The organism is Paenibacillus campi (genome assembly GCF_034659835.1).
Lineage (GTDB): Bacteria > Bacillota > Bacilli > Paenibacillales > Paenibacillaceae > Saccharibacillus > Saccharibacillus campi.
This window is the reverse complement of the sequence record NZ_JAXSQZ010000011.1, coordinates 40037-55232: the sequence shown is the minus strand read 5'-3', so window position 1 is coordinate 55232 and position 15196 is coordinate 40037. Positions and strand designations below refer to the sequence as shown.

Here is a 15196-nt window from a genome sequence, read left to right as displayed (position 1 = left end):
CGATTGCCTGCTTGCTGAGGTTGAAATCCGCCGCGTGCTCATCGATCCACTACGCGTCGGATTTCCATCCCTATTTTTGTCAGCGCAGTATTGTGGCTACATCACATATGAATAGCAAAAAGTACGATTGATCTGGCTCTCAAACTCATTTTGTCATTTACGGGAGGTGCATGAACGTATGCGGAACTATTCGCTTAAAGCTAATCTGACCGGCTATACGTTTATTAGTCCGTTTATTATCGGATTTTTGGCGTTCACGCTGATTCCGATGTTTATCTCGCTTTATTTGTCATTTACGAGCTATAACTTGTTCAGTCCGCCGCGCTGGGTTGGCTGGGACAATTTTGAGAAAATGTTTATGAACGATCCGAAATATTGGAATTCGGTCAAAGTTACGCTGTATTACGTATTTGTCGGGGTGCCGTTACGGCTCATGTTTGCGCTGTTTGTGGCGATGATTTTGAATACCGGTTCGCGTATGATCGGTACGTATCGTACGGTGTATTATTTGCCATCCATTATCGGCGGCAGTGTAGCGGTATCGATTATGTGGCGTAATATTTTTAGCGAGCATGGCATTGTGAACGGTTTGTTCATAGCGCTTGGCGCGGCACCGGTACAATGGTTTGGCAATCCAACCGCTGCTCTTGGGATGTTAATCACGCTGTCGGTATGGCAGTTTGGCTCGTCAATGCTCATTTTTCTGGCGGGTCTGAAAAATATTTCCGGTGAAATGTATGAAGCGGCAAGTGTAGATGGCGCCAATCCGGTGCGTAAATTTTTCGGCATTACGCTGCCGCTGCTGAGCCCGATCATTTTGTTCAATTTGATTATGCAGACGATTAGCGCGTTTATGACGTTTGTGCCGGCGTATATTATTTCTAAAGGTGAAGGCGGCCCGCTTGATGGTACGATGTTGTATTCGCTGTATCTGTTCCGGCAGGCGTTTATGTTTAACAATATGGGTTACGCCTCGGCAATGGCATGGGTGATGCTGATCTTTATCGGTGTGCTCACCTTCATTTTGTTCAAAACATCGAAGTTTTGGGTGTTTTACGAGTCGGAAGGAGGTCGCTAAACGATGGCTGAACCGAAAGTACAATCGTATGGCACGGTGGCAAATACACGTATCCAGCGCGGCGCAATATGGCGGCGGATTAAATGGCCGGTATATCATATTTTTGTCGGCGCGTTGGCACTGTTGATGTTGTATCCGATTATTTGGATGTTTTTCAGTTCGTTTAAGGAAAGTCGGACGATTTTCACGACGGCGACGACGCTGTTGCCGGTAGAGTGGATTTGGACGAACTATGTGACAGGTTGGCAAGGCATTGGCGGCTATTCGTTTGGGCATTACATTTGGAATTCGCTGGTGATCGTTGTGCTGTCCACAGTTGGTGTCGTGATTTCATCGGCGTTAATCGCGTTTGGATTTGCCCGCTTAAACTTTGCCGGGCGCACCTTTTGGTTTGGGGTGATGATGATTACGTTGATGTTGCCGCATGATGTGGTGCTTGTGCCGCAATATATTATTTTTACGAAGCTGGGCTGGCTGAATACGATTTGGCCGATTGTCGTACCGCAATTTTTCGGTGCACCGTTTTTTATTTTCCTCATGGTACAGTTTATCCGTACGATTCCAAAAGAACTGGATGAAGCGGCAACGATTGATGGCTGCGGCAAATTTAGATTGTTTTTGCAAATTATTATGCCGCTCATCAAAGCATCGCTGGCGACAGCGGCGATTTTCTCCTTTTACTGGCGCTGGGAAGATTTGCTCGGCCCGGTGCTGTACCTGAATTCACCGGATAAATACACCGTCTCAATGGGGCTAAAAATGTTCCTCGATAGCGAATCCGCATCCAACTGGGGCGGCATGTTCGCAATGTCAATGGTCAGCCTGCTGCCGGTTATTCTCGTCTTCTTCCTGTTCCAAAAGCATATCGTGGAAGGCATTAGCAGCAGTGGGATTAAAGGATAATCGGGTCGCATCACCTATCAAATCATGTATGGAGGAAAGGATGGACGATATGCCAGCATTGCAATTTGACGAGCAGCAGATCAAGCAGATCATCGATCATGTAGTAGAGCGCACATTTAAGATGGATTTTAACTGGGATTGGCCAGGTGGAGTCGCTTTTTACGGTGTATGTGAAGCGTATGAAGCGACAGGCAAACGTGAGTATTTGGACAAGCTGCGCGAATGGGTCGATGAGAATATCGCGGACGGTTTGCCGCCGTTGTCTGTTAACGGCGTGTCGATCGGACACGGTTTGCTGACGCTGTATGAAGCGACTGGAGAACAACCATATTTGCAAATCGCCACGGAAATGGCGGAGTTTCTGGATAAGCAGGCAGAGCGTTTTGCCGAAGGCATCTTTCAGCATACGGTCAATTCGGAAACGGATATTTTTCCAGAGCAAGCATGGGTCGATACGATGTTTATGGCAGGTTATTATTTGTTGCGGATCGGGCATTTGCTCGGCAATGAGCGTTATTTTGCCGATGGGTTGCGTCAGTATCATGGACATGAACAACTATTGCAGAACCCGGATACAAATTTGTATTATCATGGCTGGGACAATGTAAACGGCAACCATATGTCTTCGATCTACTGGGCACGCGGCAATGCATGGGCAGCGCTCACCATGTCCAAAGCGCTGCAATACGTACCGGTACAGCATCCGTCCTATATGATGATCGATGGCTCATTGCGCGATCAGCTGAGTGCGCTTGTCCGTTTGCAAGCACCGGAAGGGTTATGGCATACAGTGTTGGACGATAATACATCCTATGTGGAAACGTCCGGTTCGGCAGGCATTGCGACGGCACTGCTTATGCGTGGGCGTCTGTACAATAAATATTCGCAAAAAGCGATCGATGGCATTCTCGCCCGCATTAAAGAAGATGGCACCGTGACCGGTGTGTCGGCTGGTACAGCGGTCATGAATAATATCGACGGCTATCGCGGGGTGCCAGAGAAACGGATACAGGGCTGGGGACAGGGGTTAACACTGGCATTTTTGGCACAGATTTTGCGTACTCGTCAGGACGTATACGGTCAAATGACGAGCAAAACGTCCGAAGCAACCGCTACGCAAGCGACCGAAACGGCAGTTGATGCGGATTCGCTCCACAGCAGCACTGTCGATCAGGAGCATGTATCCAGTGAAACGATATAATAGACGACATAGACGATAAGGGTAAAGTCGCATGAAATGAACAGCATTGCATGACAAACGATACAAATGGCACTGCCGATCTTCAGCTTCAGTGTAGATCGGCTTTTTGCGATGTGCGATAGTCCTATTTTGATTCCTAAAATAAGGACTTGTCATTTTGCACTAGGAATGCTATAACCAATGCGAATAAGTAAATTGCTTGTTATTTACAAGTTTTACAGCTATAAAATAAGCTCGGAAAGAAGGAGATTATGCACAAAATGACACGCTACACAGGGAAAGAACATTACGGATCAATAAATTGGAGCGATTATAAACGATGCGGCAACAATAGTCTGAATTGTATTATTCGTCTAACAAGGAACTTTTGATACGGTGCGTTTTGTAATTGGTGAACAGACGATCCCCAACCGATTTTAGACGAGCAGGCTGTCTTAAGTGAACATCATGTTTAAACGTACTTTAACTTATTCAGAAACGTATTCAAAATTAAGCGCTTGTTAGATCGACTGGCTGTACATGTACTTAAGACAAGCTACGAGGAGGCATCATATGATGAATTATGATGGACATGGGCAACATAATAGAACAAGGCTGTTCGTGGTATGCTTAGTAATCGTATTGTGGGTCGGACAATTGCCAGCATTTGCCGCTGCTGCTGACGACAACACTGCTGCAACAGGGCATACATTATCTGGCAGCCAGCTACAAGTGCAGATTGGCAACTACGGGGAGATTTCGTCGCTTAAGCTGACGAATGATCTGTTCCCGACTGAATATGTGATGAACAAAACGGTCACTCCCGAACAGGATACATACGATCATCAGTGGATGGGAGAGCTGTTATTTACGTATCGGCTGGACGGGGGCGAGTGGCGCAAAGCGTCTACTAATCAGTCGGACGATGTGCGCCGGATCGAGCAGAACGGGCAGCAAGTAACGGTTACGTATGAGCATTCGCGTCATGCGGACGGCATTCGCGACTTTCGCCTGACGGAAACGTATACGATCAAGCCGGACGGCTCGCTTGGCTGGACGATCGGAATCGATAATACGAGCGGGCGCAAGCTGGAAATCGGTGATTATGGTTTGCCGATGCCATTTAACGAGCAATGGAATTATGGTGATGAAATTTATGAGACACGGGTCGTTACCCATTCATTCGTCGCGAATAACAGCTCGTACATAACAGCAAGTCGTCCGAGTGGGCTGGGGCCATATTTGCTGTTTATGCCGGACGCGGATACCGGGGCAGGACTGGAATACCAAGATCGCTGGCGGATCGAGGAGCATCCGGGCAGCAAATGGGCATGGAATCCAGGCAATGAAGGCAAATGGATCAAAGGGCTGAACGTATTTTATCCACATTCAGCGGTAATCCGTTCTACTAATCGTGGATATTTGCCGAATACGAGTCTGGTACTGAAGCCGCAGGCAAGCAGTCGGTATGGCTTTACATTTGCAGCGGTAACAGACGAAGCGCAGATGAAGCAGACGCTGTATACACATGGATTGGTCGATATGACGGTTGTGCCGGGTATGATCGTGCCGACCAATCAGCCGTTGCAATTCGATTTGCGCACAAGTCAGCCGATTCAAAGTGTCACAGATGAGCGCGGTCGCACAATTGCGCTAGATCGCACAGCAGCAGGGGATCATCATATTTATCGCTGGTGTCTCGATCGGATCGGGCAGCAAAATGTGACTGTGCTGTATGGCAACGGCAAGCGCGCGGTGATGCAATTTTACGGAATCGATCCGGTCGATAAAGCGCTGTCTGCGCATGCGAATTTTATGGTTGACCATATGCAGTGGAATGTGCCGGGGGATATGCGGGACAAAGTGTATGACGATTGGATGATGAATACGAAGCAGAAACGCAATGCGTTTAACGGCAACCAATTCGATACGCCTGAGCCGTGGGGCTGGGGTTGGGGTGATGATTGGGGACTAACACATGGGTTGTTCCTTGCCGAGCAAAATCGCAAGCAACCGGTTGCGCGCCAAGTGCAGTCATTGGATGATTACTTGGAGACAGCGATTTGGAATACGCTGATGAAAGATCATCATAACGATTATTTGGTGCCGAATTTCTTAACGGCTGACCCGAGAGCGACGTTGACGAATCGCGGATATGCGTATCCGCATGTGTACAATACGTATTTCGATATGTACCGCATCGCCCGCGATTATCCGGGGCTGATCAGCTACAAGCATGATCCGAATACGTATTTGCTGCGTGCCTATCATATTATGAAAGCACTGTATGACGGCCCGGTCGATTATAGCTTGGCGACCGGATTGATGGGCGGACAGACGACACCGGAGTTGATCGCTGCGCTTGATCGTGAAGGATACGTAACCGAAGCCGATGATGTACGCGAGAAAATGGAGCGCAAATACGCCAATTTTAGCGCGAACAAATATCCGTACGGGTCGGAATATTCATACGATAATACAGGCGAAGAAGAAGTGTACACGCTGGCTCGGATTAAATGGGAAACCGGCGCAGATACTGACAAAGCGCTGGAGATGATGCGCGAAATTAATGCGAAAACAAGAGCCAGTCGCGGACAAATGCCAGTCTGGTACTATTATGCCGATCCGGTAACGAATACGGGCGACAACTGGTTTAATTTTCAATACACCACTTCACTGGCTGGCTATACGATGGATAATTGGATTCGCGAGCATTTGGCAGCAACGCAACCTACCGTTGCCGCTGAGCAACTTCGATTGGCGTATGCGTCCAAGCTGGCGAATATCGGTGCGATCAATAGCGGGCAGATGAGCAATGATCCTGCCAATATCGGTGCCGCTTCATGGACGTATCAGGCGGAAAAAGGCAATCAGGGCACGAACGGTACCGGCGGCGGACATGATGTGCCGTTAATGAACGGCTGGCGCAGCATGACTGGTGAAGCCGATTTGGGTCTGTTTGGCGCATTGCGCGTGCTTAGTGCTGATGTTGCTAATGATCCGATCTTCGGGCTAATCGGCTATGGAGCAGACGTGCAAGATACCGGGAATACGTACCAGATCACACCGACGGATGGCGTCGATCAGAAGCTGCATGTGTTGCCGCTGAATTTTGGCGTAGAGCTTGCGCGCGATCAATACAGTCAGGCGGAGATTAGCAAAGACAAGCGTTATGTTCGTTTGCAAATGACTAACACATTCCCGGCGCAAACGCATGCGACAGCGCTTGAATTGACTGGGCTGCAACATTCAGCTTATCGCCTTAAGATTAACGGGCAAGCTGCGGGTACGTTGAATGCGTTTGCGGATCGAGTGACGTTAAATGTGTACGCACCAACGCAGTCGCACTATACGATTGAGTTATCAGCGACCGCATCCGGCAGCAATGAAGCTCCACATGTCGATGCTGGTGCCGATGTGCAAGCTGTTGCTGGCGAGCCGGTATCACTTGTCGGTACGGTCACCGATGACGGATTGCCGTCTGGTACGCTGCATACAGAGTGGAGCGTCGTATCGGCACCGGTGGGCGGCAAGGCTACATTTTACAATGCGAATGCTGCTCGTACGAGTGTAACGGCGAGCACGTATGGACAATATACGTTCCGTTTGAGTGCAACCGATGGCAGTTTGAGCAGCAGCGATACGGTGACTGTACAAGTATATGCCGCGTCGCCGCTGCCGCCGTTGCTGGCGGAGTATCCATTTGATGAAGGCAGCGGTACGGTAGCGAGCAATACGTATGGCACCAAACAGCCTGCTCTGTTAAGGAATGGAGCGGCATGGGCGGCAGGGCATAACGGTCAAGCGGTATCGCTGAATGGGCAAGGCGCCTATGTACAGCTACCGAACGGTGTGCTCGGAGGCAGTCATGAGTTGACGTTAGCATTATGGACGAAGGCGGAGTCATTGCAAGATTACAGCTCGGTATTTGATATCGGTGCCAATCGATTCCTATATTTGTATTTGGCGCCACAGGTGGAAGGGCATATGCAATTTGCAATTAGCAACAATTCGTCATCCGGTGAACAGGCGGTAGAGGCGCCCGTTATGCAGACAGGAGTTTGGAACCATATCGCAGTAACGTTGTCCGGTACGACGGCAATCCTGTACGTCAATGGGGTGGAAGCAGGACGGAATGATCATATTACCGTTGATCCTGCCAGCTTTGGCAATACAACGCAAAACTATATGGGTAAAACGCGTTATGATGATCCCCCTTATCACGGGTTGATCGATGATTTCCGCATTTATAGCCGTGCACTACGTGCCAATGAAATCGCTACGCTTGCGAATTCAGCAAGCTCTACAGCGCATGGAGTAACCGCTAAAGCAGATTAAATAAGCTAAATAGACAGCAGAGGTAAACACCAACGCAGTCTGGGCAAAATTCGTATAATCGATGCGAGAAAATGTTCATAAATGGAAATATAAGGAAAATAATAATCTAGTCTGGGCAAAATAAGGCAGTGAAGCGGATGGATCACTTAAGCTACATCCGCTTCACTGCCGGGTTAATACCTATTGTGCGTGTTGCCGCTTCTCTGTAGGAGTGAGCATTTGTAACATATACGTATAGTCGTCGGTTAGCGTCCTGGGGTGAAAGCTTGTTTCTGTTGCTTTCGCTCATTAGGACGCTATAAGGCGACTTTAATTTCTGCCAAATATCCAGGGTAACGTATATAGGTCAGCTTGTCCTACATGCTGTACGTAACGAAAAGGGTCACACAACGTTTAAACAAGTTTCCAATAACAGTCAATCCGACTATATCGTACACGAGCAACAATCCCATCGTTCTAATAGCGAACGTCGCCTGTCAAACAAACAGCTTGATCGTCCATTGCGCATATGCTGCTATTGCTGCTTGCTTGGCGTACTTATGGTCTGTCGTCTTTTCCCATTCCAGTTCGTACCTAGCACGCCGATAATAATGAGCACTGCGCCGATCATATGGTAGTACAGCAGTCGTTCATGCAGTATAACCGCTCCGGCAACCATCGACGTGATCGTGGCAAAATTGCTAAACACACTCATTTGCGTTGCTGTAAGAATGGATAGCGCATAGCTTGATAACAATGTCGTACCTAGCGATGACAGCACGCCAAGATAGAGCAGTGACATCCAGTAATTCGGCTGTGCAAGCGGCTCGATATAACTGTGTATATTACCGTGTACAATATGCATAATGATGGCAGCGCCATTGAATAGCACGGCAGCGACAATCATCGTTACCCATGTGAGTTCTAGCGGACTGTAAGCACGTGTTAGCGGACGAGCGAGCACACTATAACCGGCAAAAGAAAGCGCTGACCCTAACAGCAGCAGCATTCCACCCAGATGCTGAGCAGACAGCCCGGCACCGCCCTGCCATACAAAAATAAGGATTACACCTGACACAGATAGCAATAACGATAGCTTTTGTGTTAGTCGTGTACGTTCCTTTAGAAAATAAGCGGCAAGCAGCATCGTAAAGATCGGTACAGTCGCCTGAATAATGCCTGCTTCAGCCGACGAGGCATGCAGCAGACCGAAAATTTGAAAGGTGAAAAATAATACCGGCGATAACAGCGCAAGTGGCAGTATACGCTTCAAATCAACAAGTCGGATCGAAATGCGAATCCAGCCAAGCGCGACCGGAATCGCCATTACGAGTACAGATAGCAGAAAGCGGTGAGCAAGCACATCTAGCGGCTGTGCTACCGCAACCGTCATTTTAACGAACAGAAATGAAAAGCCAATGATCAGTGCATAAGCGATGGCGGCAACATATGCCCAGCCATTACGATGAGTGCGGGCTGGTGCGGCTGCGGATGGAATAGATGTAGATGCTGCTGCTGGTGCAGTAGACCTGTGCCGAGGCATTTTAAGCGTCATATGAATTTATCCTTTCAGTGCTGAAGACAGCGTTAATATGTGATATTTTGATTGCAGTATAAATCGATGTTGCGCAGTATAAATCGATGTGGATCGGCAGCTAAACGGCATGTGCACAGTGCCGTTCGTCTGCTTAATTGAATGTATTCTCACTATAAGCGGTAAATATGATGTGCAACAATGCGTTTATTTGCTATCTGTACCGGTACAGATGAACGTCGCATAGCAACAAATAAGCGTATAGAAGACGTATACTAAGTCAAAATGGAACCGATTCGAATGTAGGAATGATTTTGTCTGTTCATTTCGATCTCGTTAGCGTGTAGCGCAGCAAATCATTCAGCGATCACTATAAACGACGCCATCTTTACAAGCGCGGCAATTTTAATCTTATTTATCGATAGCTAATTACTAAAGGAGGAATTAATGATGAGCAAACATGAACAATTAGCTGTATTGTTACAACGACAAATCGTATCCGGTATTCGTCCGGCAGGAGCACGATTGCCGTCTATTCGTAAAATGGCAGAGCAATATTCGTGCAGCGCGGCAACGGTTATTCGTGCGTATGAACAGCTCATTCGGGAACATTTTGTATATGTAGTCGATCGCAGTGGTTATTATGTTGCCGCTCAACATCAGACGACACCAGCGATTGCTGAAGGCGAGCAGATCGATATCGCTTCAGCTGCACCGGCGGCGGAACTGTTTCCATTTGATGACTTTCAAGGTTGCTTGCATCAGGCGCTGAAGCTGTATCGGGATCAATTGTTTACGTACGGAACGCCGCAAGGATTGCCTGCGCTACTGCATGAAGTGCGCGAGCAACTTGAACGGGTACAAGTATTTGCACGTCCGGCTAATTTGTACATTACATCCGGTGTACAGCAGGCGTTGTCGATTTTGACGATGATGCCTTTTCCAGGGGGGCAGCACAAAATTATGATCGAACAGCCAGGTTATCATCTGCTGATCGAACTGCTTGAATCGTTAAATGTGCCGGTCGTACAAATGGAGCGAACATCGTGCGGGCTGGATATCGCCCAGGTGGAGGAATGGTTTCAGACCGGTGAAATCAAATTTTTCTATGTGATGCCGCGTTTTCACAATCCGCTCGGACATTCACTGGCGGCGGTGGACAAAAAGAAATTGGTTGTGCTTGCCGAACGATATGATGTATATCTGGTAGAAGACGATTATTTGGCTGATTTGGAGCAGCATCCAGGCATTGATCCGCTGTATGCATATGATCGCTCAGATCATGTCATTTATTTGAAAAGTTATTCCAAAATGTTGTTCCCTGGGCTGCGCATCGGGGTGGCGGTATTGCCGGATCGTTTGACTACAACGTTTGCCCATTACAAAAAATTGCTCGATATCGACAGTTCGGTATTATCACAGGCAGCCCTTCAGATGTATATTAAAAATGGTATGTATGCGCGTTACCGCAGACTGATGCTGGAAGCGTATCGACGTCGCACGAAGCGACTGCATGCCGCTATTTGCGAGCTAGCGACAAGCGACCCGTTATTTGCGCGTATGTATCATATCGATGCACTACATGCGGTATTGCCATTGCCGGACAATTTTCCGATGTCTGTATTGCTGCGCCGGTTGCAGGAACTGCATATTGTAGCGGATTCGCTGGAACGTTATTTTATGACGGACAGCCCCTACCGTTGGAACGGGCTACGGATTAATGTGTCTAATGTGCAGGAGGAGCGTATTGCGCCTACGCTACAGATCGTTGCCGCACAAATTAAACGGCTGATCGCTGTACCGCTCCCCACACAGGCGATAACGTCAACTTCGGTGCAGCATGCGGCAGAGCGCATAAATTCGGGTAATGACTAAAATGCGATATGCACAATTTGACATCGATCGACAAAAGCGTTATTTTAGTTACGGAACCATTCGTTTCTTAATCATGAAGGAGACTTGCTATGGAAGAACCAAAGCGCAAGCCGGGCAGACCCCCCAGCCAGAAAGCTAGAGTTGCCATTTTTAAAACGACGATGGAGCTATTGTTGGAGCATGGTCTTCGCAAAATGACGATCGACAAAGTTGCCGAGCAAGCTGGCGTCAGCAAAGCGACGATCTATCGCTGGTGGAGTGACAAGGTGGAGCTTGCAATGGAAGCTTTTGTCTATCATGTGCAGATTGAAGGCACGATTACGAACACAGGCAATGTGGTGGATGATTACATTGACTGGTTTATGAAGCTGCACCGTTTTTACGTTTGCCCCGAAGGAAGGGTATTGGCACAGATTATGGCGGAAAGTCAAAGTCGTCAAGAGATGCTGCTTCCGTTTCATAAACGTCTGCGCGAAATGATGTATACCAAATGCCTGACGATTTGGAATCGCGCGCTGGAACGCGGTGAGCTGGATGAAACGATCGATGCGATGATTATGATTGAGCTGTTACATGCACCGTCCAGTTATCGTATGTTGTCCAATCAGCCGCCGATGGACGATGATACGACAGCGGAGATGGTACGGTTGGTATTTTGCGGTATCAAAAAGCAGTGATGCTTTTTAGACGATATAAATGATACACACACTTCAAAAGGGAACACTCTAGGCGTTGCCAATCAAGGAGGAATACCTAATGAAATTTACAAGCACGATGCACAAAACAGGACTTGCCATTGCTATTACAGGCGCAGCGACACTCGGTTCATTCGCTGTCAGCGCTAGTCTGCCGGTACCAGCCGCTCATGCTGCAAGCACAAGCACGAGTCAGCAAATGACCGGAGCTACGCTGCTGAATACATTTTACAAGCCTGCCTTAAAAGGCATATTCCCGTCCGCAAATGGTAATCCAGTGAACAAATTTATCGTCGGCAAGACGACGCGCAGTACGGTGATCTCTATCTATGGTCAGCCAACGACACCACGTACGACCGCATCCGGCTACGATATGTATCATGCCGAAATGGGTACACCTGGCTACGCGATGTCGTATAACAAAGACAATGTGTTAACAGAAATTCGTTATCTCGGCACCCAGGTTGAACGTAAACAGACGATCGGCAGTATGACGATGAGTGTGCTCAAAAAAACATGGTACGCACCAAGCTCCACATCCACAATTAGGGCTGGCGGCAAAAAGCAAACAAAGCTTACGTACAATCGTGGCGATTACAAACTGGAGTTTATTTACAATAGCCCGACCGATCTCGACCATATTAATTTATTAAAACGCTAACCTTGGCATATGCGCTAGACCGCATTGCCGTTTCAGAGCAAGCCGTACCGTATTCAATTGATGCGGTGCGGCTTCTTCGTATACTTATCGCACAGTCAAACGTAATTGACATACGCAACGGCTAATTTGCCAATCACAGCTCAAATGATGAGCATAACGGCTGTCGACACAAGCAAGAGCGCCATCGTCCAATTGAACAAACGGCGATGTCGCTGTAACCACGTCTGAAACAACGCTCCACCCAAGCTCCAGCTAAATGAACTACATATGCCGACCAGACCAAGCAGTACGGCAAAACCTAAGTAGCTGAGTAGGAAGGAATAATAAGGCAGGATAAAGGTAGAAACGGTCGATAGACTGAACAGAATGCCTTTAGGGTTCAGAAATTGAATGAGCAGCCCGATGCAGAATAGCTTTGGCTGATAATCCGGTGTTGCAGCAGGTGCAGCGCCAGCGTCAGCTATCATTTGATAAGCAAGGTATAGCATATAGGCAACACCGAGCAAAGTAAGCGGTAAGCGCAGCAGTGGCAGCGATTGGATTAGCAGCAAGTTGCCCAAACTACATAGCAACAGCAGCAAGCCAAAGCCTGTACCCACGCCGAAGCAAAAAGGCAATGTAGGTCGCAATCCGTAACGATTAGCATAAGCCATCGCCATCATATTGTTCGGTCCCGGTGTAAAACTGGCAATCAAAATAAATGCCCAAAATGAAAATATAGGCATAACGATATCCCTCCTTCTAGCTTGCGGATACTATAGTGAATAAAATTCTTATATAACAGAATAATATTCATCATAACGAATAGTATGATCACTGTACAGCTTTTTATTAGCTGAGGATCAAGGACAACGATAAAACAATGATCAAGCCGCACCAAAAAGCGCCGCTACACGGTACAGGTGAAGGTTGTTCATTTCACGCTGCATCGCATATCGGCGCTGTCATTGCGGCATATACGCAAACATAGTAGACTGACTAGCTTAAATATGCTGTTTGATTCACGCCAGCGTATGAATGTATTCCTATATTATGAACTTCTTCAGGCTATACGACATTAAACTCCATATTTAAAACGGTGCAGATTATTGCTACAAATAAGGACTTAAAGTGGATTCAAAGCCAATATTGAAAGCAGTCAAGCTACTAGTAGCTTGTCTCAACTACATTGACGGTTTGTCGATCTAACCATTGCTTGATGATGAATCGGTTAAGGTACGTTCAAACACCATTTCCATTTGAGACAGTCTACTAGGACATGTACACAAACCTGGCGAATTGGAGCAGCCCCCACTGCGGTACGGAATAAGGATAAGGGGACGGACTCCCGTCTCGCACGGGAATCTACGAATAGGGAGAGGCGGTAGACTCCCGTGCACAAAAGTCCATCCTTACCCCCTATTCGTTCCCGCAGTGAAGTGCAGCTTGCCGCATACGAATTTGTGTATATGTTCTAGCCTAGCTGCTATCATACAGCCATCGAAGCTGTATTTTATCTCCCTTGTGATACGAGTTTTAGCGCTTCATCCGCAGCTTCCAGCGTCAGATCGATATCGCCGTCACTATGTGCGGTTGTCAGAAACCATGCTTCATATTTGGAGGCGGCAAGGCAGATGCCACGATCAAGCATATGGCGGAAAAAGGAAGCGAATTGTTCGCCGTCTGTAGCTTGTGCCTGCTCGTAATTGGTTACCGGATGATCGCAGAAATGCGTCGAAAATGCGCCGCGAATCCGGTTAATCGTCAGCGGTACGCCATAACGATCGGCTGAAGCTTGAATACCATCGGTCAGGCGAATCGCCAGCCGTTCCATTTCTTCATACACACCGCTGCCTTGCAGCACTTCCAGACAGGCGATTCCGGAAGCGATCGATGCCGGGTTGCCTGCCATCGTGCCTGCTTGATAAGCGGGTCCGAGCGGTGCGACTTGATCCATAATATGTTTGCGACCGCCATAGGCACCGATCGGCAGCCCGCCGCCAATAATTTTGCCGAGTGCGGTTAAATCCGGTGTAATCTCATCGTGATTGTCCAGCCCGACATACGTTTGGGCAGAGCCATAATGGAAACGATAAGCGGTAATCACTTCATCATAAATGACAAGTGCACCATGCTGGTGTGCCAGTCGGCACAATCCTTCAAGAAAGCCTTGCTCCGGCATCACCATCCCAAAATTGCCGACAATCGGTTCCACCATCACCGCTGCGACTTCATCACCCCAGCGCTCCAGCGCCTGCTGCAATCCGTCCAGATTGTTAAATGGCACTGTAATGACTTCATTGGCGATGCTGGCAGGTACGCCCGCACTGTCCGGCGTACCGAGTGTGGATGGACCAGAGCCAGCAGCGACGAGCACCAAATCGGAATGACCGTGGTAACAGCCAGCGAATTTAATAATTTTCGTGCGTCCGGTGTAGGCGCGTGCCACACGAATCGTCGACATTACCGCCTCGGTGCCGGAGTTGACAAACCGTACTTTATCAAGCGATGGAATGCTGTCTTTGAGCATTTGCGCCATTTGAATTTCCAACTCGGTCGGTGTACCGTACAGAATGCCATTTTCCGCCGCTCTAGTAATCGCTGCTGTAATATGCGGATGCGCATGTCCGGTAATGATCGGCCCAAACGCTGCCAAATAATCGATATATTTATTGCCGTCCACATCGAAGAAATGGGCGCCGCGCGCAGATGACATAAACACCGGCGCACCGCCGCCGACCGCTTTGAACGAGCGAGACGGACTGTTCACTCCACCGACGATATGCTGAAGTGCCTGTTCATATAATTGTTCAGAACGTTTTCGGTTCATACGTAATATCTCCTTTGTATTAGAGCGTGTACGCAAACTCGTAGGCTGCGAGGAGCACAGAACAGAGGAAGGAATGAGGGAGAAGGACGGACTTTTAAGCACGGGAATTTATATTCCCTCCTCATCCGTAGATTCCTGTGCGAG

Annotated in this window: 10 protein-coding genes; 7 read left to right on the top strand and 3 right to left on the bottom strand. The window is 48.2% G+C overall.

Annotated features, from left to right (window positions below; all coding sequences use genetic code 11):
- The first annotated feature begins 178 nt into the window (after positions 1 to 178).
- The 4 genes from U1I11_RS19760 to U1I11_RS19745 all read left to right on the top strand — a co-directional run bounded on the left by U1I11_RS19760 (position 179) and on the right by U1I11_RS19745 (position 7499).
- Positions 179 to 1078, top strand: a complete 900-nt coding sequence (locus tag U1I11_RS19760; RefSeq protein ID WP_322907849.1) for a carbohydrate ABC transporter permease — start codon at positions 179 to 181, stop codon at positions 1076 to 1078.
- Between the two features lie 3 nt (positions 1079 to 1081).
- Positions 1082 to 1981, top strand: coding sequence for a carbohydrate ABC transporter permease (locus U1I11_RS19755; RefSeq protein ID WP_322907848.1), 900 nt, complete (start codon positions 1082 to 1084; stop codon positions 1979 to 1981).
- 49 nt (positions 1982 to 2030) lie between these two features.
- On the top strand, positions 2031 to 3182 hold the full coding sequence (locus U1I11_RS19750; protein WP_322907887.1) for a glycoside hydrolase family 88/105 protein: 1152 nt from the start codon (positions 2031 to 2033) through the stop codon (positions 3180 to 3182).
- 552 nt (positions 3183 to 3734) lie between these two features.
- Entirely contained in the window at positions 3735 to 7499 is a 3765-nt protein-coding gene (locus U1I11_RS19745) for a DUF5695 domain-containing protein (protein ID WP_322907847.1), read from the top strand.
- A gap of 514 nt (positions 7500 to 8013) precedes the next feature.
- Here the strand turns inward: U1I11_RS19745 and U1I11_RS19740 are convergent.
- Positions 8014 to 9033: a DMT family transporter gene (locus U1I11_RS19740; protein ID WP_322907846.1), complete on the bottom strand. Its 1020-nt coding sequence runs from the start codon at positions 9031 to 9033 to the stop codon at positions 8014 to 8016.
- Between the two features lie 426 nt (positions 9034 to 9459).
- On the opposite strand from U1I11_RS19740, the gene U1I11_RS19735 reads away from it, so the two are divergent.
- The 3 genes from U1I11_RS19735 to U1I11_RS19725 all read left to right on the top strand — a co-directional run bounded on the left by U1I11_RS19735 (position 9460) and on the right by U1I11_RS19725 (position 12243).
- Entirely contained in the window at positions 9460 to 10887 is a 1428-nt protein-coding gene (locus U1I11_RS19735; RefSeq protein ID WP_322907845.1) for an aminotransferase-like domain-containing protein, read from the top strand.
- 89 nt (positions 10888 to 10976) lie between these two features.
- Complete coding sequence (locus U1I11_RS19730) at positions 10977 to 11564, top strand: TetR/AcrR family transcriptional regulator (protein ID WP_322907844.1); 588 nt, start codon at positions 10977 to 10979, stop codon at positions 11562 to 11564.
- 79 nt (positions 11565 to 11643) lie between these two features.
- Entirely contained in the window at positions 11644 to 12243 is a 600-nt protein-coding gene (locus tag U1I11_RS19725; RefSeq protein ID WP_322907843.1) for a YjgB family protein, read from the top strand.
- Between the two features lie 140 nt (positions 12244 to 12383).
- Here the strand turns inward: U1I11_RS19725 and U1I11_RS19720 are convergent, their stop codons facing one another.
- A complete protein-coding gene (locus tag U1I11_RS19720) occupies positions 12384 to 12968 on the bottom strand; it encodes a LysE family translocator (RefSeq protein ID WP_322907842.1) in 585 nt (194 codons plus the stop codon).
- 767 nt (positions 12969 to 13735) lie between these two features.
- Entirely contained in the window at positions 13736 to 15052 is a 1317-nt protein-coding gene (locus tag U1I11_RS19715; RefSeq protein WP_322907841.1) for a glutamate-1-semialdehyde 2,1-aminomutase, read from the bottom strand.
- Positions 15053 to 15196 lie beyond the last annotated feature (144 nt).